We start from the raw sequence: 25,149 nt of genomic DNA, 5'->3' as shown, positions 1-25,149 counted from the left end.
AAGAATCGATGAGTGAGTATAAAGATACCCTGAACCTTCCTGAAACAGGGTTTCCGATGCGCGGCAATCTGGCGAATCGCGAGCCAGAAATGCTTAAGCGTTGGTACAAAGAAGACCTTTACGGCGAAATCCGTAAAGCGAAGAAAGGCAAAAAATCTTTCGTTCTGCATGATGGCCCTCCATACGCAAATGGTGACATCCACATTGGTCACGCACTAAACAAGATTCTTAAAGACATTATTATTAAATCCAAAACACTTTCTGGTTTTGATGCACCGTACATTCCTGGTTGGGACTGTCACGGTCTACCAATTGAACTAATGGTAGAAAAGAAAAAAGGCAAACCAGGCCAAAAAATCTCTGCGGCAGAATTCCGTGAAGAGTGTCGTAAGTACGCGGCAGGTCAGGTTGAAGGTCAAAAAGAGAGCTTCAAGCGCCTGGGTATCATGGGTGAGTGGGATAAGCCATACCGCACTATGGATTTCGCAACAGAAGCGAACATCATCCGTGCGTTAGGTAAAATTGCAGACAACGGTCACCTACTGAAAGGCTTCAAGCCTGTTCACTGGTGTACTGACTGTGGCAGTGCGCTTGCAGAAGCGGAAGTAGAGTACAAAGATAAAGTGTCGCCATCTATCGATGTGAAATTCACAGCTGCAGATGAAGCCACGCTTCTTGCTAAATTCAACCTAGCGGAAGGTCATGAAGGCCAAGGCGATATCTCTATCGTTATCTGGACGACTACGCCATGGACACTGCCAGCAAACCGCGCAGTATGTCTACGTGATGATCTGGAATACGTTCTTATCCAAGTAGAAGCAAACGGTGAGCAAGCAGCGCAACGTATTATCGTAGCGTCTGATCTAGCGAAAGACGTAATGGATCGTGCGGGTATTGAGCACTTCCACAACCTTGGTTTTGCTACCGGTGCCGAGCTTGAACTGACTCAGTTCAACCACCCATTTTACGACTTCACTGTTCCAGCGATCCTTGGCGATCACGTGACGACTGAATCAGGTACAGGTGTTGTTCACACTGCACCAGGCCATGGTCAAGAAGACTTTGTGGTTGGTAAGAAATACGACCTAGAAATCGCAAACCCAGTAGGTTCTAACGGTGTTTACCTTCCTGATACAGAGCTATTTGCTGGTCAGCACGTATTCAAAGCGAACGATTCAGTTCTTGAAGTTCTGAAAGAGAAAGGTGCGTTACTTCACCACCACGCTTATGAGCACAGCTACCCACATTGTTGGAGACACAAAACTCCTATCATCTTCCGTGCAACGCCACAGTGGTTCGTATCTATGGACCAAGCTGGCCTACGTGCAAAAGCACTCGAGTCAATCAAGGGCGTTGAGTGGATGCCTGAGTGGGGCCAAAGCCGCATCGAAGGTATGGTTGAAGGTCGTCCAGAGTGGTGTATCTCTCGTCAACGTACTTGGGGTGTGCCAATTGCTCTATTCGTCCATAAAGAAACAGCAGAGCTTCATCCGAACACAATCGAACTGGTTGAGAAAGTTGCTCAGTTAGTCGAAGAGAAAGGCATTCAAGCATGGTGGGATGTTGAAATCGCAGACCTACTAGGCGAAGACGCCGATAAGTACGAGAAAGTGCTTGATACGCTAGATGTATGGTTCGATTCAGGTGTGACTCACTACTCAGTGGTTGATGCTCGTGAAGAGTACAACGGTGCAAGCGCTGACCTATACCTAGAAGGTTCAGACCAGCACCGTGGTTGGTTCCAATCTTCACTGATCTCATCTATCGCGATGAAAGGTGAAGCACCATACAAGCAAGTACTAACACACGGCTTCGTGGTTGATGGTCACGGTCGTAAGATGTCTAAATCTATCGGTAACGTAGTTGCGCCAAAAGATGTAACGAATAAGCTAGGCGCAGATATCCTACGTCTATGGGTTGCTTCGACAGATTACACCGGTGAAGTTGCAGTATCAGACGAAATCCTGAAGCGCAGCGCAGATGCGTATCGTCGTATCCGTAACACTGCACGTTTCTTCCTAGCAAACCTAAGCGGCTTTAACCCAGCAACTGACATCGTTCCTGCAGAAGAAATGGTGGCACTGGATCGTTGGGCTGTAGGCCGTGCACTGGCTGCGCAAGAAGAGATTGTTAAAGCGTACGGTGAGTACAACACGCACGCAGTTACACAGCGTCTAATGCAGTTCTGTTCGATTGAAATGGGTTCATTCTACCTAGACGTGATCAAAGACCGTCAGTACACAGCGAAACTGGGTGGTCATGCCCAACGTAGCTGTCAAACTGCGCTTTACTACATCGTAGAAGCGCTAGTTCGTTGGATGGCGCCAATCATGTCGTTCACTGCAGATGAAATCTGGAACGAAATGCCAGGTGAGCGTGATAAGTTTGTCTTCACTGGTGAGTGGTTCGAAGGTCTATTCGGTCTTACTGAAGGCGAAGAGCTAAGCAACGAATTCTGGACAGAGATGCAAGCGGTTCGTGGTGGCGTGAACAAGCTGCTAGAAGATGCGCGTAAAGACAAGACTATCGGTGGTTCACTACAAGCAGAAGTAACCCTATACGCAGATGATGCGTTAGCGGCGAAAATCAACAAACTAGAAGATGAGCTACGCTTTGTTCTTCTAACCTCTGCAGCGACAGTTAAGCCTCTAAGCGAGAAGACTGAAGCAGCACAGGCAACTGACGTTGAAGGTCTGTTTGTTGAAGTGAAAGCGACTGAAAACGAGAAATGTGACCGTTGTTGGCACCACACTCCAGACGTAGGCACAATCGAAGGTCATGAGAAGATCTGTGGTCGCTGTGCAACCAACGTTGATGGTGAAGGTGAAGTTCGTAAATTCGCATAGTTGCTCGTTATTCTTGGCGTTGTAGCTGCGTTGACTGCATTTACTCCGAATTGTCGGACCAGCTCCATTACATAGGAAAACTATGCTCAGGAGCCTCGTAAATTTGTCGCCTTGCTACAACATCAATAATTTAGAGCAACTAGTCGTTGAACTTTATTGAAATATTATAGCCCCAGTACATACTGGGGTTATTTTTAGGCTCCATTGTTAGGGCTCATTTTTAGGGGATAGGATGTCAAATATTCCATTAAAACAATCAGGTGTTCGCTGGCTTTGGCTAGCGATCGTTATCTTCTTTGCTGATATTGGTATCAAGTTGTTTGTGATGGACAGCATGGGTTATGGCTGGGCTAATCGTATCGAAGTACTACCTTTCTTTAATCTGTTGTATGTGCACAACTACGGCGCAGCATTTAGCTTCCTAAGTGATCAAGCCGGCTGGCAGCGTTGGCTGTTTACTGGTATTGCCTTTGCGGTAACCGGTATGCTGACCTACTGGATGAGCAAACTACCAGCAAAAGAGAAGTGGAATAATATTGCTTATGCGATGATCATTGGTGGTGCTGTAGGTAATGTGTTTGACCGTGTAGTACATGGGTTTGTCGTCGATTATCTAGACTTCTTCTGGGGAGATTACCACTGGCCTGCATTCAATCTGGCGGATAGTACCATCTGTATCGGCGCAGCCATGATTATTCTTGATGGCTTTCGTAAGAAAGAAGAAGCCAAAGCGTAATTCGTGATTGATCGAATAACCTTAAGCGCTGTCGGTTGATTCGGGCAGCGCTTTTTAGTATACCCGTCATATTTGAAGCTGCAGCGTTGCTGACTGCGATAATTCCCCCTAATCACATAGCGCACTATGCTCATAGGGTTGAATTATCTTGTCGCCTAGCTGCAACTCCAACTATTTAGGGTATACACCTATAAAACTTAGAATGACTTCAAGGAAGTAGTAACGTGACGACAATTACCCAAGATTCAGCAGTAACCTTGCATTTTACGATTAAAATGAAAGATGGCTCGGTTGCAGACAGTACCCACAATATGGGTAAACCAGCAAAGCTTGTGATCGGCGACGGCAGCTTAAGTGAAAACTTTGAGCAGTGCTTAGTGGGGTTAAAAACCGGAGACCAAAAAGCAATTGAGCTTAAAGCTGAAGACGCGTTTGGTATGCCAAATCCTGATCATATTCATCATATGGACCGAGCAAAGTTTGTCGGTGATGCTGAGGTTGAAGTGGGTACGATTATGGCGTTCTCAGGCCGTGATGGTATGGAGATCCCAGGCATTATTACCGAAATCGCCGGTGATTCAGTAACAGTCGACTTCAACCATCCACTTGCTGGGCAAGATGTGACTTTTGAAGTTGAGATTTTGTCAGTAGAATAAGTGCCCAAAGAAGATAACGACTCCATGAGCAATGAAATGAAAATTAAGTTAGCTAACCCTCGCGGTTTTTGTGCCGGTGTAGATCGTGCCATCAGCATCGTTGAGCGTGCTTTAGAAATGTACCAACCGCCGATCTATGTACGCCACGAAGTGGTACATAACCGCTTTGTTGTGGAAGGTTTAAAGCAGCGCGGGGCTATCTTTGTTGAAGAGTTAAGTGAAGTGCCAGATGACAACATTGTTATCTTCTCTGCTCATGGCGTATCTCAGGCAGTGCGTAAAGAAGCTAAAGCGCGTGATTTAACTGTGTTTGATGCGACTTGTCCGCTCGTGACTAAGGTCCATATGGAAGTGGCTCGTGCGAGTCGCAAGCATATGGAAGTGGTCTTGATTGGTCATGCGGGTCACCCTGAAGTAGAAGGTACTATGGGTCAATACGCCAGCGATGAAGGTGGTATGTACTTGGTAGAAAGACCAGAAGACGTACTTAAGCTGAAAGACGTGGTGAAAGATCCAAGTCATCTTCACTACGTAAGCCAAACTACGCTATCCGTTGATGAAACGGCAGACGTTATTGACGAACTGCGTCGCGTCTTTCCTGATATTCAGGGCCCTCGTAAAGATGATATCTGCTACGCAACGCAAAACCGCCAAGATGCGGTACGTGAAATGGCAGCAGACGTAGATGTGGTGATTGTGGTTGGTTCTAAAAACTCTTCCAACTCTACTCGCTTGAAAGAGCTAGCTGAAAAGCTTGGCACGCCGGGTTACTTAACAGATTGTCCTGAAGATATTGAACCGAAATGGTTTGAAGGCAAAGTGAAAGTGGGCGTTACTGCAGGTGCCTCTGCACCAGAAGAGCTTGTGAATCAAATCTTAGATCGTATTAAAGATCTAGTTGGTACTCGCTCAGTAGAAGAGATTCAAGGCCGTGAAGAGAACATGTTCTTTGAAGTGCCTAAAGAGTTGCAAATTAAGCAAGTCGATTAAGAGTTAATCCTTACATAAAGCCAGCATCTATTGCTGGCTTTTTTATTGTCTGTGAAAAAGAAAAGGCTCCCAAAGGAGCCTGCATATTACTTATAAGCAATTGTTTTTCAATGACATTTCAATCTCAATGACCACATATAGACCACAACTTAAAACTAGCCCTTAAATAAAGGGCTAGTTTCAGTTCATTTGTTTAGTAGCTGGCTGCCATATTCCCGACATCAAGATTAAGGTCTGTTCCATTTCCAGAGTCTGCCTTGTCAATGGTTACTGGTTTTTCTGATTTGATGGTAAGCGCAACTTCAGACTTGCTTTGAATTGTTTGATTGGTAAGAGGTTGATAGCTATATGGAGCGTTGGAGTTTAGTGCTCCCATTTGATAGCCGTGATAACGAGAAGGCTCTTTTGTTCGCTTTGTTGTTTTCATCCGTTCATTGGTTGTGATGCCCATTTCGATATTTTTATTTTTCAGATCTTTGGTGGTTTTTACCATCTCGTTAACTTTCTCAGACTCATCATCAGAAAAGAACGAGGTGATCCCACTCCACAGCTTTTTAAAGTCTACCAGCTTGCTAATGAGGTAACCAACAGCCACCACAGCGGCACTAATCCCTACTGCCATCCAGCTAATCGGGTTTGCCATCATGACAGCGTTAAGCGCAACCATACCAATTTTTAATAGGGCTACAATGGCAACGATTTCCTTAAAGTTATCAACCACAAAAAATATCCCCTTCCCCAAAGCCTTAAATGCCTCAAATGTTCTCGTAACAATCCCTCTTAGCTGATCAATAGCTTCATTGCGCCATTTGATATCTCGCATGTTAATGGCAAGTTCTTCTATTGCTTTTGATAACTCCACCATAATTGGCGTGAGGGCTGAAATTTTAAGAGAATCAACAATAGCACTGAGCTTTTTTAGCGAGGAGGCAAACATTGTGGCGTTATCTGTGGCTTCCTTCGTCACCGCTCCACCACTCTCTTCCAGAAGTTGTTTAGCCTCCTGATACCCCGTGATCCCCCCTTTCAAAACGGAAAGCATTTTCTCACTATCACCACCAAAAAACTCATCAATCATAAAGTTTTGTTTGGCCTGATCCGTTTCTTTGGCTATTTCTCTCAATAACACCTGGTAGGCTTCGGTTGCATCCTTGGCGTTCATAAGGTCGTTATAAGCTGCCTTGTTTCCTGTATCAAGAAAGTAATCGTTCATAGCGCCGCTTTTTAGGGTTTTCATTTCCCCCCAGCGCAACATCATTTCTTTAATAGCAGCATCCATATCTTCAGATTCTGCACCTGCTAGTTTGGCTTGCATTCTTAATGCTTGTAGTTCGCTAACTGGCATCTTGACGTCTTTGGCTGCACGAGATAGAGCATCCAGCTCGTGAGCGGTATCACTGACTACAACACCCAAGCCAGCAATCACCCCCAAAGCTCCTGCCCCTGCTAAGGCGGTATTTTTCACGCCTTCTATACTTGGCATCTTCACGCGTTTATTCAGGGCTCGTACAGGCTTCATTACCCTTTGAAGTAAGGTGTATTTTTTGCTGAGCTTGGTGATTTCATTGCCATGTTTTTTATAGCTCTGATTCAGGCGCGCGCTCTCCCCGTCAAGGTCGTGCATTTTCACTCCTGCTTTCTTGAGTTGCTTTCCTAACTTGACTAGGCGCTGCTTGCTTTCATCTTGAGTAACGTTGAGTTTATCAAGGCGCTGTTGCTGCTTTGCTATCTGCTCTGTCAGAGCAGCACTTGGCTTCGTTGCAGCGGCGGCTTTTGCTTTCAATGTGTCTAGCTTTTCCGTTGCCGTTGCAATAGACAAGCTACTGTCGTCCATGGCTTTCTTTGTGCCTTTAAAGACGTCAATCATACCAAGTGCTGCCGTGTCGTCTTTTTGCTTATCTTGAAGTTTGCCAATCGCTTTTGCGTAATGGTTTGACTCTTCACTCATTGCTTTCAATGGTGCACTGGCTTCGTCAACAATCCCCATGACTACAGAGAGGTTCATTTTCATTCTAGTTTCCTTCCAATAAAGAAAAGAGAGCCTATTCGCTCTCTTTTGGTTTGTGTCTTTCAATAGCTAATTCACGGAACTGTAAGAGCTCTTCAAAGCTGAGTCTATCAATCTCGCTGGGTTGCCAATGCAGTACAAAAGCAATGTCTGCATACAACGGCTCAACGTGACTAATTTCTTCAATTACCGCTCCGTATTCACGAAAAAACTAGCAACACCCGTAAGAAGTGGAGGCCAGTTCTCTGGCTCCAAGTTGATAAGGTCACGTTCATCTAAAACGGAAATTCGTGGCAGTAGGGTTTGTCCGGCTTCAAAGTCGGCCTGACAAACATCATAAAGATTAAGACCTCTTAAGTGGCCTGAATTTGGTTTAGTGATCTCTACTTCTGTCAGTGTCTCGTCGCCTTTTTGAATAGGAGAGGCGAGTTTTACCACTTTGCTGTTGTTGGTTTGGGTTGTCATATCTAGATCCTTATTGTGTTTCATTGGGGTTAAGCTTAGGTGTCTAAACTTTTGTAAGGGTTGATTGTGATAACAGAGGCATTCACAAAGCCATTCAGCTCCATCAAAATATCAGAGAGCGGTAAAAGCTCATTTTTGTGAAATAACCAGTCCACTTTGTTGAGATCGAGTGACGTAATGCTCTCGCGTCTAACACTCATTAATTCTATAGGGACTCGATGTAGAGAGAGAATGTCGGTCATCGTCTGGTTCTTGACATCCTTGAACGCATCTTTCGCCTCAACCTGCCCTATCGCTTTTAGTTCAGGCGCTTTGGTGTCTTTGCCTTTTGCGTTAACAAACAGGTTTTTAAATGCCATACCTTCTTGCGCTTGAAGCTGTTTTTTGATCTCATCTTCTTGCTTTTTGGTCATTGTTGGCTCGTTCATATACAACAAATAACCCGCATGATTACCATTGCGGAAGTACTGACGACGAAACAAAGTGGCATCTTCATTGAGCCAGATAGAAGTCAGGCCGCTCACATGACTTGGCAAGCCATAAAGCTCTTGAGCAATATCATAATCCCCTAGGTGGTAAATTTGTCCGTCTTTAAAATCAATACGCCCTTCATCGTCATACGCTTTTGGCTTGTAGGTGTAACCCAAGTCCTCACGACGGCGCATATACAAGGCCGGAATATGCTTTATTTGGACAATACGACCAAGACCGCGATAGTTGCGAATGATTTGAAAATATGCATTCCCAAACGTTAAATAGTCTTGAATAAAACATTTAAGATCACGAAGTGACAAAAGCTCATTGGTTGATACGGTATAGAGCAGGGTGTTGCGCTTGAATTCAATCGCACTAGAATGCATTGGATTCACCCGTAACGCTTTTGCTAAGGTATCGAGCGCTACAGGAGGCTCATATAAACCGTCTATTAATGCCACCTCTAAATAACTAAGAATGTCACTATTCATTACGCTGACAGGCTTTGAAAATTCAATGTCAATCATAGTGCGATACCGTTATCGCTTGGCTATTGCCAAACGTCTCCTTTCTTAAGTTTGACAGACTCAAATTCGATAGCAGCAGCTTTATCAAGCTGTTCGACGACGTAAGCTAGTGAGGCTGATTCAAAGTTTTCTAGTGCGTTCAAGCTATCATTACGCTTACCAAATGAACGGCGGAACGCATTATCTGCAAAATAAATAGAAAGGTTATTGAGGCTTGTAACCATGATACCGCGAGCAGGAAAGCACGAAGGCATAAAAGCGGGCATAGCCCCGTAAGATTCTTTGATTTGACGCAGCTCAATCTGGTGCACAGGCTGTTTAGGATCGATCTGTTTCTGATAAAAACTGGCGTTGTCATGTGCCACTAGATCACTACCTAGCAGAACAACCAAATCGTTCACATCGCGGTGTCTGGCTGATATTTTATCTTTTACGGCGCATACCGCTTCGTTTACGCTTGCGTACTGACCGCCTTCACCGATTTGAATGTCTTGATCTAGACTGCCTAAAATGGAGGCTTTACGATTGTCGCGTAACGCTTGAATCCAGCCTTTTGAAACGTCTTCACCGTTGGGATGTTGATTGGCGTCAGAATTATCCGCCGCTTCCTTACCAAAGAAGCCAACACGGATTAAATCAAGATTGCTATGCTTACGGATTTCACGCTCTAAACACTCGTCAAAATCATCTCGGTGAGCGTAAGCATCCATAGTTTCAAATGAAATGGCAGAATCAAAGTTGACTTGCTGACACTCGTACATCATTGAAGCTTCGGGTTTAATGCTTCGTGGTCTTCGCGTTCCACCTCGAAGAGTATCCACTCGCGCTGCCATCAACTTTCCTCCACCTAAACCAACGGCTACATCAATAGTGCGAGAGACAACAACCAAGTTAATGCAGCTAAGAAACTCGTCCGTTTGGCGAATGTTATCAACCTCCTGAGCGGCTAGCGATTCATCAACATAAAAAGATCCATCTTGATCGGTTGTGTTGTACTTCTTTTGTTTTTCATTTTTGTAAGTGTTGAATTTATTACTGGTGACTGTCTGCATGAGATGCCTCGATATTGGTGGTTATGTCTAATTTCTTTAAAATTCGCGCTCTTTGCTCAAAGAGCTTGGGTTGCACGGTCTGGTCGGGAGGTCGAATGTCGCTCCCTTTGCTAATCACTTTATTGGGGTAAATAAGACAGACAACGCCCGTACCACAATCTGGATCCGTACAGCGCATGTAAGCTTCTCGCATAGCGGCAGTCATTGGCCTTGACGTAACAACTTTTGTTGCAGTGCCGCACTTGGGGCATTTAATTTTCTGGCTCATACTTCACCCTTACCACGTCCACGGTAACGCTGAATGTGGTTGAACAGTTTAGGTTTTGACACTGACAATACAGCTCCATCCCTTCCTTTAACTGCACATTTCGTTCGATGGCTTTCGCCTTGCATTGGCACTCTGGGCACGTCACTAACATTGCTCTATTTCCCGTAACTAGAATACAAACTATTAAACGCCAGTCGGTTCGCGTTGGGTATTGAAGTCCTTTCTAGATTTGAGATATAGAAAGAGCGCGACCCTCAGATTTTTACCCAACAAGGCCGCTTTTCTCTCGTTCGGACTCACCCCTCCCTCCACACCAAAATTCCACCTGTTAAAAAAACGCCCCAACTTTACGCCTTTAGGAGCTTTTCCTGTTCACTTTGAGCCCTTGTGATATCAGGGCTTGAGGAGAATTTTTCGAGCAAAAATAAAAATAGGCTAGGATCGCATTCGTGCGCATTTGTGCGTTTTGATGAACGCGTAGAAAGGTCGCAGAGGAAAAGAGGCCACCTGTAACATCGCCAAATAGTGGAAACTTCTGTTTGAGCGCGAATGACAAAGCAGGGGAATAAAAGTGTTTTTTCAGTTCGCCATCGGAAAAACCTAACCTTCCTAACTAGGCATTATTTTGATTCATAAGTCACTGATTTTAATTAACTATTTTGGTTAGGTTTTTTCCTAACCAAACCTAACCAGAAACCTAACCTCTTTAATAATCAATAAGTTAAGTTCATAGTTAATTAGGAATCAAAAACCTAACCAGTTAGGAAATGGTTAGGAAAAAGTTAGGTTTTGAATGTTAGTTATTTTATTTACAAATCATATAGTTATCTTATTAAATTAAATATGGTTAGGAAAGTTAGGGTTTTCCGATGCTCGACTGGATTTTTCTGCCTTATTGATGGTTAGTTATACAGAATTAACCTAAATACTTGTTACTATTGATTTTTTCTTGCTTGGCAAGCATCAGCGCTTTAGGAGCGTCATTTCCCGATATCTCAAGCGGTGACCCGTAACGCACACCACATTGATTAGGTATTTGTGCTGTAGAGAATGAAGTGACAGGTGAAAAGTTCCAAGTAGCAAAAAACCGCCTTAGTAGGCGGCTTTGTCATCATTGCTGCAGTGTAGTCATGGAGAACTACAATCGAGTGTAGATAGCAGTGTCTACGTTGGCCAATGTAGACAACGATGTCTGCGGTAGACTTTGCTTTCACATCGTGGACAAGTAATCAGCATGTTCTACTTCCATTGTTATCTTCGTTAAAACGACAGAAGCCTTCTAGCCAAGCGTTGCGAAAAGCTCGGCTCCATGTCAGCTTTCCGTTCTCTTTTCTCAAGTCTTGATACGGGCAATCGGAAACGGCTAACCCTTCTCTCGCTGCTTCGTAACCTTTCTTTTGCGCTGACAGTAACGCCTTACCTTGCCTACTCATAAACTCCACTCCATATTAGCGATCAGCTTTAAATACCCAACACCAAACACTTTCAGGACGTTTCGCTCCAGCTCCCGAGCGATTAAATCCTGCATTGACTGCACTCTTTACTGTCCTAGTTTCGATATAAGCGTGACGTTTGCATGATTTCAGTACTTTTTTTAGTTCCGTTATTGGAGCCAAAGGTTGCCGCCAGTCCGCCGCGACCTGTTGGAGCTGATTCAAACTGATAGCAATAACTTTGGGATCGAGAGAATGATCTAACCTGCAATCGTTAGACTGTAGATAATCAAACACCTCCCAAAATTCCTGAACACTTGGGTGGTCAGCCTGTACCGCTTTCTGTCGAGCTTTAGCAAGCTCCAAAATAGTGGCAATGGTTGACTCCATCCATGTATCCTCAAGGGGAATAACCTCACTCAGCGCTTCCAATAAGGCCATAAGTTGAGCGTGGTTTTTAATGATCCGGATATGAAATAGCCCTTCTTGCGCTTCGAGGGTCTTCTCATAGTGCTGGAACTGCTCACGATAGACTGATAGCACATGCTCTTCCGCCATGACTGACTTAACCAAGAAACCCGACAATGCCTCCATAGGCAAACGCTCAAGTTGCTCTGCGGCCTTTTTAGTTAGGTCGCTTTGGGTACGCTTGTCCGTGTAGAGGTGGATGATACGCTCCAATACGGCTGGACTGGCATCAATAGACGCATTCTGCGCAATGACTAGTGAGCCTTTAAATGGAGGTTCATAGGTTTGGTTGCCTGCGGTTTTCATTCCTCTAGAGCGAACACTACGACCGTTATATAGGGGTTTAGTCTCTTCCCAATCAAAGCCTTTTTGTTTCGCATCATTGAGGCGGTCACCCTCAATAAAAACAACGGGCATGTTGGCGACTTGCGACATATTACGACTACGCGCTGCAATAGTGGATTTGGAAGGGTCAAAACCCTCATAACCCTCTCGACCAAACAGCTTCCACATGAACTCGATCAATGTGGTTTTACCAGAGCCAGGTTCCCCAACAATCTCTAGAAAAGGAAAGCTTTTGTCCTCTTGGCGTATTTGCTCAGCAAACAAGGAACCAAACCAATATGAGAGAGCTATAAGTCCCTTTTCACCAAAAGCCGTCCAAACAAGGTTTTGCCATTGGTTGTTGTACTCTTTGAGGTTGGGATTAATGCTCAGTGCTACTGATTGATCAAGACTCTTAACGCTCACTTTACCAAGCTCGAAAAAGTCCTCTTCATTAACGTGAGACAGCTTGCCTTGGCTGATAGCTACTTCCCTAAATATGTAGCTTTTGTGCTCTTTGCTGTAGCCAATAAAATCAATCGTATCTACCGTTTTTATTTGCTGGAGTTGATTAAGCATCAGTATATCGAGCTGGCGACTGTTTCCTGTGTACACTGCCCCTTTAGCAACATGAAGTAATCGCTTTTTAAACTCAGAAGCTGAAGAGAGCTGGCCTCCCGTAAAAGTATTTTTCATCACTTCACCAGATGGAAATTCAATCTTAAAGTAATACCAACTTTCATCCGTGATCACGTTCTGCTGATAGTACAGCGCAGTGGGCTTACAGTTCGCAATTTCGGTGATGCAGTTCGCCTCTGTTAAGGCGCGTTTGATTAATTCATCTTGTGTTAAATTGTTTTCTGCGGCTTCAAGGTTGCGCATGGCTTTTTCGTATCGATCCATATCGAGCTTAAATTGAAATAGCCGGCTATCGAAGTCGAAATGAAAGATTTGCTTTTGAGTTTGACTGTGCATAACCATAGCTTTAGCAGTCGCGGTTTTGGCAATCAGCAACTCCCCATAATAGCAGTACTGGTTAACGTCTTTCTCCGTCAATCGGCCTAGTTGGTGCAAATCGTTCCAATCCGGCTTAGTGTGACGCCCCACCTTAAAAGGAGGCTGCGCCGCTGTTGCATTCCAGCGTGATTCTTTTAAGCGTTTAACCAGCTTACGCGTGTATTTTTGCCCTGCTTTATCACTATCTAAGGCTACGACCAATAGTGCATCTGGGTTAGTCTCAAGTAATGACTGTAGAAACTGCTCAGGGTAATTGGTGCAACTCATAAGGGAGACCGCCGCAATACCATTTTCAAGCAGTGCGATAGCGTCAAATACTCCCTCAACTAACCAGATTTCCTTAGCGCTCTTATAGTCATAGTTAGGATGTTGCCAGACCATCCCTTGATAAGCACCGATAAAGTTAGCCTTTCTGTTGAAGCGACTCGGTTTATCAATCAAGCGCTCCCAATACACGCCTTCGGCAATCTTGAAGCGAATGGTCGCAGAGCCAATGGATAGCTTAGCATCGTAATAACTTTCCTGAACGTAAGCGCCTTTTAGGTTGTCAATGTTCAGGCCTCTGGCATTAGCTATAAATGCGTCAGCACTGGCGTTTGGCTGTGTTGGTGTTGGCTGGAATCGTTGCGAAAATGACTCAAATAAATCAGGGTACAGCTCTTTAATGTGAATTTCTTCACCGCACTTATTAAGACGACCACAACGCAGCACCCAAGGCGATTGAGCACGCGTGTAAAGCTCTTTTTTGTGGCACTTAGGGCAACGTCCTTGCTGGAGCCATTCGTCCTTCTCCTTAAAGTCGAAGTCCGTCAATAATCTTGAATAAACGTCTCTATATATCTCTGCGTTCATAGGGTACACTTACATTGTTTTTGTGAGAAGGTTGGGCTTATGTCTAACCGACAAAAGGCGTGGCTTAGGTCACGCCTTTTTTACATGGGAGCGGGTGGCGCACCCTCACACCCCAACTCAACGGCAGCGTGTAAAATTTGCCCTGCTAGCTCAGGCTCTCCAAGGTCATGAGCAAAGTGCGCTAACATATCAAGCTTTAGCGTGGTGCTTTCTCTGTGCTTCTCACTCATAAAATATCGCGTGTTATTGGGCGTTTGGTTTTCTTGCATTGCGCACAAATCAAACTGATATTTATGCACCAAGCCATTGAAAATATTTTTGATTGAATCGGCATGAGTCATGCTTCTCCCTCCTCTTCAAGATCTGTAATAGCAATAAGTGATCGCTCAGAAATTTGCTCCCACATATCCTTCAACGTCCTCAAATGACTCAATGCTTCGGTATCAGCATTGGCTGACATAGTGCGAATATCACTCAAGAAATTGTCCGCCGATGTACAAAGGTGAATCGCTTGGTCGGCGGTTTTTAACTCAATCTGGATGGTTTTCATTTTTCTTACTTATGCTCCGTTACAACAAGGCCTTAGATAACTTCTTCAAGGTAACAACCTGTAAAACACGTCCTTACTTGAGCCTCTGCAAATAAATGCAACAACAAAGGAACATCACTATCCCCAACACCCCAAACTCGAATGTTTTTACCTAGCTCAAACTTTAATAACCAGGTATTAATCTCGTCCAAAAACTCCCTGATAGAACTGCTTTTATCAACACCGGAAAGTTTGGAGATAGGAAGAGCGGCGCGATATTTACCTAAGAGTCCTATTCGATCAATAGCAATTGCCTTTGAAAACTCACCTACAAATTGCGAATTTGAGCTATCAATAGCTCTGATGTTGATATTCAACATCGAGTTATCAAGGCTCTCACCACTAAGACTTAGGCTGACAAAAGAAACTACCGCGTTTGTATTTACATGAGCCTGCATATAGCCCCCTTGTTATATGGCTGATTTCCAGTCTTGATGATTTTCAGCTTGCTCAAAAGCAAACTGATCAAGAGCTCTCATGTTTATTAAGGTTCTGCGTGAATCACTAGAACTCTCTCGAACTAGTACTGGTAACTTTCCTTTTTTGACAAGCATTCTGACCGCCTCTACGGAAAACCCTGCCATCTCCGCATACTTCTCAACTGTGACAAAACTCGCGTAATTTTGGTTTAACTTGACCGCTTTATGACCTAACATAACCCTTTAACCCCTTAAGATGTAATTAGTGATTGGTTTATCATGGTTTTAGTGGGTTTATTAAACATTACGTTAATTTGTTTTTCAATAGGGTTTAAGAGGGTTTTATGTGTGAATGGTTTTTGAGTACTGAAATTACGTCCGTTGATGGCACACCTAACACGACGAACGGAATCAATCAAAAAGCGAGAGATAACAATTGGTTAAAAAGAAAGGCCACAGGCAAAGGTCGAGCAATGGAATACCATATTTCCAACTTTCACCCTGAAGTACAAAAGCAGTTAATTGATAAGTACGTCACATTACCAAAAGACAAGGAGAGACTCTTAAAACAAGAATGGAATGACGTAAAACCCGAAAGTAATGCATCGGACATGCTACCTATAAATAATATGACAGGCTGGGCAAACGTCCCTGTGTATGATGTTTATGCAGCAGCAGGTCATGGTTATCTAAATGAGTCCGAATATCAGATAGACACCTTACATATACCGTCTCAATACCTAGAAAAACTCTCCTTAAGAGAAAAAGATTGCTCCATCATCATTGTGCATGGCGATTCTATGGAACCAACTCTTGGGGATGGGGATCATGTTTTGGTTGATATAAGAGAATTACAGCATCCTGTAAAAAGCGGGGTTTATGTTGTGAGAATAGGAAAGCACGTATTTATTAAGCGTCTTAGATGGGAGATAAAAAAGGGACAATACAATGTCATATCGGACAACTTGGAATACCTTAATTTTTATCTAGATGATCAGATACAAGGAGATTTCAAGGTTATTGGTAAAGTGGCTGCGGTAGTGATGAAGAGTGTTTTATGAGTACAAAAAAAGATGGTGATAAATGGCTAGTAGATATTCGCCCATCTGGTCGAAATGGCAAGCGATTCAGGCGTAAGTTTGACAAAAAATCAGAAGCAATAGCTTACGAAAAACATATACTTTCTACGCACCACAATAAAGAGTGGCTGGGCTTACCAGTTGATAAACGCCGTCTTTCTGAGCTTATAGATATTTGGTGGATTAAGTCCGGTCAACTCAAACGAACCGCAGTTAACTACCGTCAAAAGGTGGAGCTAATCTGTCGGGAATTGGGTGACCCTATTGTAAAAAACATTGACGCAACTTTGATTAGCAACTGGCAATTAGAGCGCATGGCGAGAGGACAAAAAGCAAACACCGTTAGGCGTCTGACATCATGCTTAAGCAATGTCTTCTCCGTACTGATTGAGACAGGGGATTTTACTGGAGCGCATCCACTAAAAGATTTAAAACAGCCAACTCCTGAAAGATCGGAGATGACCTATTTGACACTTGAACAAACTCAAATCCTTTTGGATTGCCTTAGTGAGGACTGGGAGTTGTTAAACATCGTTAAAATTAGCTTAGCGACTGGCTCAAGATGGAGAGAAACTGTCACCTTGAAATCAAGTAATCTGAGTCCTTATCGCATTAGGTTTACCAATACAAAAACCGGAAAGCCCAGAACTGTTCCTATAAGTAAGCAATTATATGATGATATTTACCCTAAAAGCGGCGGTGACCTATTCAGCGAAGATCCTCAAGTAAGGCTGGTTAGGTTATTTTGTAAGCTAGAGTTCGACTTACCTAAAGGGCAAAAAGTACACGTTTTACGACATACTTTTGCGAGTCATTTTATAATGAATGGAGGGGATATTTTAACGCTTAGAGAAATACTAGGGCATGCCAGTATTAATCAAACAATGGCATATGCACATTTAGCACCGGACCACTTAGCTGATGCTGTAAAACTCAACCCACTGAGCAAAATTAAAAGATCCACAAAATGACCACACTCTTGACCCTTTACGACCTTAGCAGGCCTATAACTCAAACGCTAACTTATTAATATTACACAAATAAACCTTAATGACCCTTGTAGAACCTTTGTATTCAGGCTCCCAAAGGAGCCTAAAAAGTTAGCAAGCGAGGTGCGATTAGCTTATGCAGTTTCTGTTACTGCTTGTGGTTTTTCTTCATCAGCTAGGTCAGTTTCGCCTTTGCCTTTCGAACGCTTAATTACGTAAGCAGTCACGGCTAGGGTAAATAGAAGTCCCGAAACTGTTGATACTTGAATCGGTAGACCAAAACCTAATGTGCTGTTGTTAAGAATGAAGGTCGCACACACTGTGGTCATAAACATCGCAGGGATAGTGGTAATCCAGTGCATCTTATTGTGACGTAGTAGGTATGCTGACGCAGTCCATAGCATCATCACAGCTGTTGATTGGTTTGCAAAGCCGAAGTAGCGCCAAATAATGCCGAAGTCTACTTGAGTTAAGATACCGCCGATTATGAACAGTGGCACGGCCATCATTAGGCGATTGCGTAGTGCTTTTTGATCTACGTTGAAGTACTCAGCCAGAATTAGACGGCTTGAACGGAATGCTGTGTCACCTGAAGTAATTGGTAGAATCACCACACCTAAGAATGCAATCACACCACCAAAGACACCCAGTAGGCCAAATGATGCGCTGTATACCACGTTACCCGGGCCGCCGTTTTTCACTGCTTCAGATAGTGCGTCAAGTGAGCCGAAGAAAGAGAGAGCAATTGCACACCAAATTAGTGCGATAACACCTTCACCAATCATTGCACCGTAGAAGACAAAACGGCCATTCTTTTCGTTCTCCATACAACGTGCCATTAGTGGTGACTGTGTTGCATGGAAGCCAGAGATAGCACCACAAGCAATGGTAATGAATAGCGCAGGCCATAGCGGCATATCATTCGGGTTTAGGTTTGTGAACATGTCAGAGACTTGGAAGTCACCCATAACAGTATGCTCGCTTGAGAAAGCAACTGCCGTCATTAGACCAACCGACATGAAAATCAGCAGAGCGCCGAATAGTGGGTAGAAGCGGCCGATAATCTTATCGACAGGAACAATTGTTGCGATGATGTAGTAAGCGAAAATCGCGATAACCATTGTAGTCATGCTTACGTTTAGGCTAGTTTGATCATTAATTAGATTAGTGATCATACCCGCTGGAGCGGAAACAAACACAACGCCTACGAGTAGCAGCAGGATAATGGCAAAAATGTTCATGAAATGTTTTGCGCCATTACCTAGGTAGCGACCAGTAATTGTTGGGACTGAAGCTCCGCCATTGCGAACAGATAGCATACCAGAGAAGTAATCGTGCACTGCGCCCGCAAAGATACAACCAAACACAATCCATAGCATTGCTGCGGGGCCATACAGAGCACCCATAATAGGGCCGAAGATTGGACCAACACCGGCTATGTTCAATAATTGAACTAGGTAAACTTTCTTCGTCGACATTGGTACGTAGTCAACGCCATCCGTTTTGGTATGGGCAGGTGTTTGACGCTTTTCGTTGATACCAAAAATCTTCTCAACGAACGCACCGTAAATAAAGTAGCCACCGATTAAGGCTGCAACACAGGTTAGAAACCACAACATAACACTTGTTCCTTTGTGAAATTGATTAAGCTCACGATGAATACTAAATAAACTCATCCCAAGCTTCATTCGCTTAGCAAGTGAACGGTCATATAGCAGATTGAGTGGTTTGTTGGGAAACTAAATGGTTTTTCTCTAATCTGAGTGGCATTTAATTGAGTTTAGTGGTTTGATGGCTAGGCTTACCTACCTTAACCAGCAAAAAACAAGGAAAAACAATGAGAAAAATAGTTATCGCTGCGATGGTGTCACTCGTTACGGCTTGTGCAAGCAGTCCTGAACAGTTGGCTGAGCAAGGGGATTGGCACCAAATTGGTTATCAAGATGGAGTCAGTGGTCACACACAGCGTTCGTTTAAGGAGCTAGCAAGTTTGGGTAGTGTTAAACAAGCAGACTATGACCAAGGCTATTTAAAAGGAGTTGGTGAATACTGTAACCCAGATTTTGCTTATCAAATCGGCCTGTCTGGCCAATATTATGAAGGCGTATGTGAAGGCACAGAAAGTGCTCAAAAGTTCCGAATGGAGTGGCAGCGTGGTTGGAACGAACATTCTAATCATGCAAATTAACCATCGCATTAATAAAGGGAGCGCTGTGCTCCCTTCATCGTTTTAATCACTATGTATTTTGATGGTTTTGTACCGCTTTACGTAAGAAGCCATCTTGTTTTTCTAGTTGTTGGCGGGCTGTCTCTAATGGCATGCCGGTTAACAGGATCAAGATAGCAAGTTTCACATCATAATCAGTTTGCTCTAGCGTTTTGGTCGCTTCACTTTTGTCACACTCTGTCGCTTGCATCACAATACGAGATGCGCGAGCGATCAACTTTTTGTTGGTCGCTTTTACATCCACCATCAGGTTTTGATAGCTCTTCCCTAAACGAATCATACTTGCCGTTGTGAGCATGTTGAGCACTAGCTTTTGCGCAGTACCTGATTTTAGTCGAGTCGATCCCGTCAGCGCTTCAGGGCCTACCACTGGACTAATGGCTATTTTAGCTACATCTGCAATTGGAGAGTCAGGATTACAAGATAGGGCTACGGTTGTTGCCCCGATGTCGTTGGCGTAGTTGAGAGCGCCAATCACGTAAGGTGTGCGTCCACTTGCCGCGATGCCGACCACGACATCCTTAGTGCTAACATCGATCGATTTCAGATCGTCGACACCAAGTTCAGCTGAATCTTCAGCGCCTTCTTTTGCCTTCAAAATAGCTTCAGGGCCACCGGCAATCAATCCAATCACCATTTGATCGGAGACACCAAAAGTTGGTGGGCACTCGGATGCATCCAGTACACCTAATCGTCCACTGGTACCAGCCCCCATATAAATTAAGCGTCCGCCTCGTTGAAATGCCGCTGTGATTTTATCTACCGCTTGTGCTATTTCAGGCAACACTTTTTCTACTGCTAAAGGAACAAGCTGATCTTGTTGGTTAATTCGCTTCACAATCTCTAAAGAAGGCAGTAAGTCGATATCCATAGTTTCTGGGTTTCGACTTTCTGAGACAAGGTGGGATAGGGCTGCAATAAGTGTGTCGTTTGTCATGTGAGTCCTTATTTATCTGCGGGGTAGATAACCCCAAGAGAAGCCAATTTAGAGGCTCCTGTCACTTCAGGCAGATTGCTTGGTAAGTTGTGAATGCGGCGATAGGCAAGCCAGGCAAAGGCCATTGCTTCCATATTATCACTGTCGATGCCTTTGTCGTTTGTGGTCATCACTCTCCAATCTGGGAGTAGCTGAGACAATCGCTTCATAAGTAGCGGGTTCTGCGCGCCGCCGCCACAAGTGAGTAGCTCTGGCTGATCGCCGATGTGATACTTCTCCACCTCTTGTGCAATAGAGATAGCGGTGAATTCGCATAGCGTTCGTTGCACATCATGGTGAGGCAGTGAATGCCTAGCCAAGATGCCTTCTAGCCATGTTAGGTTGAATAGCTCGCGGCCAGTGCTTTTCGGTGCAGGTAATGACAAGTAAGGTTCGCTGAGCAGCTCAGCAAGCAGTGAATCATTCATCTTGCCCTGCAGAGCAAACTGAGCATCTTTATCATAAGGCTGTTTGAGGTGCTTCATACACCACGAGTCCATTAGCATGTTACCAGGACCGGTATCATAGCCAATCACGGCTAGGCTAGGGCGAAGTACCGAAATATTGGCAATGCCACCGATATTTAGCACCACCACACTAGAGTGAGTGGAGTGAAAGATAGATTGATGAAAGGCAGGGACTAACGGTGCACCTTGGCCGCCTAATGCCATATCTTTACGTCTAAAATCCGCTACCGTATCAATGCTAGTACGAGCCGCTATGATATTGGCATCGCCGAGTTGCATCGTAAATGGGCAGGGACCGTTAGGCTGGTGGAACACGGTTTGGCCATGATTACCAATGGCGGTTATTTGCGATGCCGTATAGCCAGAGGCATTCAGCAAGCTATTGATCGCTTCTGCATAGAGCTTGCCGAGCAGGTGGTCGATTTCGCCCACTTCAATTAGGTTGGTTTGTTGGCCAATACAGATGTTGAGCACGCGCTGTTTGAGCTTATCAGGTATTGGGTAGTCTTGAGAGGCTAAGAGGCGCAACTGATTATCTTCAATTGTGACAAGTGCGGTATCAATGCCATCAAGGCTAGTACCAGACATGACGCCAATATACAGTTCTTTATTGGTCATCTCGTCTCCTAAATTCAAATGGTTGAAAGGTATTGTAATGCAAAATTAAACAGAATAACCTCACTCAACAAGACAAATTGAATCAAGGCCTAGGAGTTTATATGGGACCGTTATGGCTAGACGTGGCAGGCTGCGAGTTGACTGCTGAAGATAAAGAGATATTACAGCATCCAACTGTTGGTGGTTTGATCCTATTTGCGCGCAACTATCATGATAGTGAGCAATTGCTGGCGTTGAACCAATCTATCCGTAAAGCAGCTAAGCGTCCAATCCTAATCGGCGTTGATCAAGAAGGCGGCCGAGTGCAGCGCTTCCGTGAAGGTTTCTCGCTGATCCCTGCCGCAGAGCAATATGCCAAGCAAGCAAACGGTGAGCAACTGGCAGAGCAGGGCGGCTGGCTTATGGCTGCGGAGCTTGTCGCTCATGATATCGATTTAAGCTTTGCTCCTGTGTTGGACAAAGGCCATGAGTGTAAAGCGATTGGTAGCCGAGCATTTGGTGATGATGTTGATACGATTATCCGTCATAGCCTTGCGTATATGAAAGGGATGAAGTCCGTTGGTATGGCGACTACCGGCAAGCATTTTCCTGGTCACGGTGGGGTTGTCGCAGATTCTCACTTAGAAACACCATTTGATGATCGAGATAATATCTTCGCTCAAGACATGGCAATCTTTAAAGCTCAAATTGAAGCGGGAGTATTGGATGCGATGATGCCTGCGCATGTGGTGTACCCACATTATGATGATCAGCCAGCAAGTGGTTCAGAGTTCTGGCTTAAGCAAGTACTGCGTCAAAAGCTGGGCTTCGATGGGATCATCTTCTCTGATGATTTAACCATGGAAGGCGCGGCGATCATGGGCGGGCCTGCTGAACGAGCTCACCAATCGCTGGTGGCTGGGTGCGACATGGTGCTGGTATGCAATCAGCGTGATGCCCAAGTTGAAGTATTGGATAACTTACCGATTATGGACACTCTGGGAGCAGAAAAACTGCTCAAAACGCAGAGTTTCTCCCTAGCTGAGTTGCAGCGCAGTGAGGCTTGGAAGCAAGCCTCACAAGCTATGCAGCGATTGATGGATGCATAATCAAAAAAGAGCCTCATCAAGGCTCTTTTTGTCGCACTATGTTAGTGAAAACCAAGCATCTCTTTTAAGGTTTTAAGGTAGCGGCGACTGACAGGTAGCGGGTGTCCACTCACCGTGATGATTTCAGCCAAACCATTTTCTAGCAATTTGATCTCTTTGATCGCCTGAATGTTGACCAGAAACTGTCGGTGGCAGCGGACTAGGTTAGTTTTCTCTTCCAGCACTTTTAAGGTCAGCTGAGAGTCAGCCTTTTGATCATGAGTTTGAATGTGCACACCGCTAATATCGCTATAAGAAAACTCGACATCTTTAGTCGGAATGATGACGATGCGGTTAAGGCCAATGCAAGGAATTTGGTCCAAGCTTGGTGGCGCTATCGCCGCAACTTGCTGTTTGTTGATGGTTAGTTGGGACTTGATTAGTCTTTGCATGGTTTTGTCTAAACGGCAGGTATCGACAGGTTTTAACAGGTAGTCAAACGCATTGTCCTCAAAGGCTTGAATAGCAAACTCATCGTAAGCGGTGACAAAAACAACCTTTGGCATCGTATCAGGGTCGAGCATTCCGAGCAGTTCAATACCGGTGATTTGTGGCATCTGAATATCGAGAAACACCACGTCAGGTTTTAGCTGATTGATTTTTTTTAGGCCTTCAATGGCGTTGCTGGCTTGATCAATTACTTCGATATGACCCGTTTCTTCGAGTAATTCGGTTAACTCCTCACGAGCCAACAATTCGTCATCAATGACTAAAGCAGAGAGCATAGGGATACCTTAATACGTGTTCTCATCAGGAATAATAAAGCTCATTTGGGTTAAATGATTCGGTTTGACCTCAATATTGAGAGCTGCCGCGCGACCAAATTTGTTAGTTAATCTTTTATCGACGATTTGCATACCCAAACCGACATGATCTTGCGAGGGGGCTACATAGCTGCCGGCGTTATCTTCAACACAAAGCTGTATGCCTGATGACACGCTTTGGCTGTAAATACGAATGCGACCACCTTCAATTAAGTTGGAAATACCATGTTTTATTGCATTTTCAACTAAAGGCTGAAGAGTAAAGCTTGGAACATTACGATTGAGCAGATGCTCATCAATGTCGATCTGGACCTCTAAGCGATCAGTGAAGCGGGCTTTCTCAATCGACAGGTACGCATTCACATGGGCTAATTCTTCTTTGAGCGTGACCGTTTCAATATTCTGCTTAAGGTTACTGCGGAAAAAATGGGAGAGCTGCTGAATGAGCTCGCGTGCTTTGTTTGGATCTCGGCGAACCACAGCACTAATGGTATTGAGCGCGTTGAAGAGAAAATGCGGATTGACCTGCGCATGCAGCAACTTGATTTCAGCTTGAGAAAGTAGGGTCTGCTTCTGTTGATACTCACCAAAGAGAATTTGGCTAGAGAGTAGCTGGGCAATACCTTCAGCCATCGACATATTAATGGTCGAGAATAGCTTTCTCTTCGGCTCGTACAGTTTGATGGTGCCAATAACCTTGTCGCCGGTACGCAGTGGGATAATCAATGCAGAGCCTAGTTTGCACTCCGTCGAGAGTGAGCACTGATACGGCTTTTCTTTACCATCTAGGTAGATAATGTCATTTTTATTGATCGCATCTAATGTGCTTTGTGAGGAGATTGGAGTGTTTGGCTTATGGTGATCATCACCAATACCAACAAAGGCAAGGATCTTCTGTTCATCGGTGATCGAAACCGCGCCAACATTGGTCTCTTCATAAATGATGCGAGCAATTTTGTCGGCATTCTGCGAGTTAAACCCAGAAGCGAGAATACCGACCGAACGCTCAGCAATGTTAAGTGCACGACGAGAAAAAGTCGCAGAGTACTCTTCAAAGATGGTTTTACGATCTTGCAAGATACTCATAAACAGCCCCGCACCGACCGAGTTAGCAATGATCATTGGTGCCGCAATGGCCGAAACAAGCGCGTAAGCTTGATCGAAGGGCTTAGCCACGAGCAGGATGATCGTCATCTGCACCACTTCGGCGATTAACGTGATGGCAAATACCACACTTGGATTGAACAGTTGCTGGGATTTGCCTTTTCTTACAAAGTAGACGTGAAAAAGGCCGCCAATCAAGCCTTCAGCTGTGGTCGAGATAGCGCAAGCTAAATCAGTAAAGCCACCCAGCGAGTATCGGTGCAGACCGCCAGTTAGGCCGACGAAGAAACCCACGACAGGACCGCCAAACAAACCTCCCATGACCGCACCAATAGCTCGTGTATTAGCGATGGCATCGTTGATCTGCAAACCAAAATAGGTGCCCATAATGCAAAACAGAGAAAAAAGCACATAGATGCTTAACTTATGGCTAAGTCGATTGGAAATATTAAGCAGAGGTAAAAAAATAGGGGTCTTACTTAGCATGTAGGCAAGCATTAGGTAGACACACATCTGTTGCAGTAAGGAAAGGATTAAGTCCATAGCGATAAAGTCAGCGGCATTTGAGTGCTATTTTAGAAAAGAATGTTGTGAGAAAACATGCTTAGTTCATATTTCTGGTAGAAAAGTCGATAAATGGAGTTGTGTAAATTAATGTTTACGGTGTGTTTTTT

General features: G+C 44.4%; 25 protein-coding genes and 1 pseudogene. 8 read left to right on the top strand and 18 right to left on the bottom strand.

The features are described from left to right. The first annotated feature begins 8 nt into the window (after positions 1-8). The 4 genes from ileS (at position 9) to ispH (ending at position 5,228) form a co-directional block, all read left to right on the top strand. Complete coding sequence (gene ileS, locus ACU01J_RS04070) at positions 9-2,846, top strand: isoleucine--tRNA ligase (protein WP_481084519.1); 2,838 nt, start codon at positions 9-11, stop codon at positions 2,844-2,846. A gap of 232 nt (positions 2,847-3,078) precedes the next feature. Beyond that, entirely contained in the window at positions 3,079-3,582 is a 504-nt protein-coding gene (gene lspA, locus ACU01J_RS04065) for a signal peptidase II (RefSeq protein ID WP_481084518.1), read from the top strand. A 224-nt stretch (positions 3,583-3,806) separates the two neighbouring features. Further along, complete coding sequence (gene fkpB / locus ACU01J_RS04060) at positions 3,807-4,238, top strand: FKBP-type peptidyl-prolyl cis-trans isomerase (protein WP_481084517.1); 432 nt, start codon at positions 3,807-3,809, stop codon at positions 4,236-4,238. Between the two features lie 24 nt (positions 4,239-4,262). Continuing rightward, positions 4,263-5,228 (top strand): 4-hydroxy-3-methylbut-2-enyl diphosphate reductase, encoded by a 966-nt coding sequence (ispH, locus tag ACU01J_RS04055; RefSeq protein WP_481084516.1) that lies wholly within the window; start codon positions 4,263-4,265, stop codon positions 5,226-5,228. Positions 5,229-5,421: 193 nt separating this feature from the next. Here the strand turns inward: ispH and ACU01J_RS04050 are convergent, their stop codons facing one another. The 13 genes from ACU01J_RS04050 to ACU01J_RS03990 all read right to left on the bottom strand — a co-directional run bounded on the left by ACU01J_RS04050 (position 5,422) and on the right by ACU01J_RS03990 (position 15,361). Then, the gene (locus ACU01J_RS04050) at positions 5,422-7,239 is read right to left on the bottom strand and encodes a phage tail tape measure protein (protein ID WP_481084515.1); all 1,818 of its coding nucleotides are present in this window, start codon (positions 7,237-7,239) and stop codon (positions 5,422-5,424) included. Positions 7,240-7,270: 31 nt separating this feature from the next. Then, entirely contained in the window at positions 7,271-7,396 is a 126-nt protein-coding gene (locus ACU01J_RS04045) for a GpE family phage tail protein (RefSeq protein ID WP_481084514.1), read from the bottom strand. Positions 7,397-7,422: 26 nt separating this feature from the next. After that, complete coding sequence (locus ACU01J_RS04040; protein WP_481084513.1) at positions 7,423-7,701, bottom strand: phage tail assembly protein; 279 nt, start codon at positions 7,699-7,701, stop codon at positions 7,423-7,425. A 35-nt stretch (positions 7,702-7,736) separates the two neighbouring features. Continuing rightward, complete coding sequence (locus ACU01J_RS04035) at positions 7,737-8,702, bottom strand: phage portal protein (RefSeq protein ID WP_481084512.1); 966 nt, start codon at positions 8,700-8,702, stop codon at positions 7,737-7,739. A 23-nt stretch (positions 8,703-8,725) separates the two neighbouring features. Then, positions 8,726-9,754, bottom strand: a complete 1,029-nt coding sequence (locus ACU01J_RS04030; RefSeq protein ID WP_481084511.1) for a P2 family phage major capsid protein — start codon at positions 9,752-9,754, stop codon at positions 8,726-8,728. Further along, positions 9,735-10,022 carry an ogr/Delta-like zinc finger family protein gene (locus ACU01J_RS04025; protein WP_481084510.1) on the bottom strand — a complete coding sequence of 96 codons (288 nt, stop codon included), beginning with the start codon at positions 10,020-10,022 and terminating at the stop codon, positions 9,735-9,737. The genes ACU01J_RS04030 and ACU01J_RS04025 overlap by 20 nt, the downstream gene beginning before the upstream one ends. Next, the gene (locus tag ACU01J_RS04020; protein WP_481084509.1) at positions 10,006-10,173 is read right to left on the bottom strand and encodes an ogr/Delta-like zinc finger family protein; all 168 of its coding nucleotides are present in this window, start codon (positions 10,171-10,173) and stop codon (positions 10,006-10,008) included. Before ACU01J_RS04020 ends, ACU01J_RS04025 begins: the two co-directional genes overlap by 17 nt. Before the next feature lie 1,078 nt (positions 10,174-11,251). Next, positions 11,252-11,455, bottom strand: coding sequence for an Rmf/CrpP family protein (locus ACU01J_RS04015; protein WP_481084508.1), 204 nt, complete (start codon positions 11,453-11,455; stop codon positions 11,252-11,254). A 15-nt stretch (positions 11,456-11,470) separates the two neighbouring features. Continuing rightward, entirely contained in the window at positions 11,471-14,116 is a 2,646-nt protein-coding gene (locus tag ACU01J_RS04010; protein WP_481084507.1) for a toprim domain-containing protein, read from the bottom strand. A gap of 80 nt (positions 14,117-14,196) precedes the next feature. Beyond that, positions 14,197-14,457, bottom strand: a complete 261-nt coding sequence (locus ACU01J_RS04005; RefSeq protein WP_481084506.1) for a hypothetical protein — start codon at positions 14,455-14,457, stop codon at positions 14,197-14,199. Further along, positions 14,454-14,666 (bottom strand): hypothetical protein, encoded by a 213-nt coding sequence (locus ACU01J_RS04000; protein WP_481084505.1) that lies wholly within the window; start codon positions 14,664-14,666, stop codon positions 14,454-14,456. Before ACU01J_RS04000 ends, ACU01J_RS04005 begins: the two co-directional genes overlap by 4 nt. 32 nt (positions 14,667-14,698) lie before the next feature. After that, positions 14,699-15,103 (bottom strand): hypothetical protein, encoded by a 405-nt coding sequence (locus ACU01J_RS03995; RefSeq protein ID WP_481084504.1) that lies wholly within the window; start codon positions 15,101-15,103, stop codon positions 14,699-14,701. 12 nt (positions 15,104-15,115) lie between these two features. Continuing rightward, on the bottom strand, positions 15,116-15,361 hold the full coding sequence (locus tag ACU01J_RS03990) for a hypothetical protein (protein ID WP_481084503.1): 246 nt from the start codon (positions 15,359-15,361) through the stop codon (positions 15,116-15,118). Between the two features lie 107 nt (positions 15,362-15,468). On the opposite strand from ACU01J_RS03990, the gene ACU01J_RS03985 reads away from it, so the two are divergent. Both ACU01J_RS03985 and ACU01J_RS03980 read left to right on the top strand, forming a co-directional pair. Then, entirely contained in the window at positions 15,469-16,185 is a 717-nt protein-coding gene (locus tag ACU01J_RS03985) for a helix-turn-helix domain-containing protein (RefSeq protein ID WP_481084502.1), read from the top strand. Continuing rightward, positions 16,182-17,202 (top strand): annotated as a pseudogene (locus tag ACU01J_RS03980) (phage integrase). Before ACU01J_RS03985 ends, ACU01J_RS03980 begins: the two are co-directional and overlap by 4 nt. A gap of 124 nt (positions 17,203-17,326) precedes the next feature. On the opposite strand, the gene ACU01J_RS03975 reads toward ACU01J_RS03980, so the two are convergent. Then, positions 17,327-18,811, bottom strand: coding sequence for a carbon starvation CstA family protein (locus tag ACU01J_RS03975; protein ID WP_481084501.1), 1,485 nt, complete (start codon positions 18,809-18,811; stop codon positions 17,327-17,329). 218 nt (positions 18,812-19,029) lie between these two features. Between ACU01J_RS03975 and ACU01J_RS03970 the strand changes: the two genes are divergently transcribed. After that, the gene (locus ACU01J_RS03970) at positions 19,030-19,380 is read left to right on the top strand and encodes a DUF2799 domain-containing protein (protein ID WP_481084500.1); all 351 of its coding nucleotides are present in this window, start codon (positions 19,030-19,032) and stop codon (positions 19,378-19,380) included. Between the two features lie 49 nt (positions 19,381-19,429). Here ACU01J_RS03970 and murQ read toward each other — a convergent pair whose 3' ends face one another. Together murQ and ACU01J_RS03960 are read right to left on the bottom strand one after the other, a co-directional pair. Next, positions 19,430-20,356 carry an N-acetylmuramic acid 6-phosphate etherase gene (gene murQ / locus ACU01J_RS03965; RefSeq protein WP_481084499.1) on the bottom strand — a complete coding sequence of 309 codons (927 nt, stop codon included), beginning with the start codon at positions 20,354-20,356 and terminating at the stop codon, positions 19,430-19,432. A gap of 8 nt (positions 20,357-20,364) precedes the next feature. Further along, positions 20,365-21,480 carry an anhydro-N-acetylmuramic acid kinase gene (locus tag ACU01J_RS03960; protein WP_481084498.1) on the bottom strand — a complete coding sequence of 372 codons (1,116 nt, stop codon included), beginning with the start codon at positions 21,478-21,480 and terminating at the stop codon, positions 20,365-20,367. Between the two features lie 101 nt (positions 21,481-21,581). On the opposite strand from ACU01J_RS03960, the gene nagZ reads away from it, so the two are divergent. Then, a complete protein-coding gene (nagZ, locus tag ACU01J_RS03955; RefSeq protein WP_481084497.1) occupies positions 21,582-22,568 on the top strand; it encodes a beta-N-acetylhexosaminidase in 987 nt (328 codons plus the stop codon). 41 nt (positions 22,569-22,609) lie between these two features. Here the strand turns inward: nagZ and btsR are convergent, their stop codons facing one another. Then, entirely contained in the window at positions 22,610-23,332 is a 723-nt protein-coding gene (btsR, locus tag ACU01J_RS03950) for a two-component system response regulator BtsR (RefSeq protein ID WP_481084496.1), read from the bottom strand. Positions 23,333-23,341: 9 nt separating this feature from the next. Further along, a complete protein-coding gene (locus tag ACU01J_RS03945; protein WP_481084495.1) occupies positions 23,342-25,018 on the bottom strand; it encodes a LytS/YhcK type 5TM receptor domain-containing protein in 1,677 nt (558 codons plus the stop codon). Between the last annotated feature and the right edge of the window lie 131 nt (positions 25,019-25,149).

It is taken from the genome of Vibrio sp. 2433-A1 (genome assembly GCF_056726085.1).
This window is presented reverse-complemented; position numbering and strand designations above follow the sequence as displayed.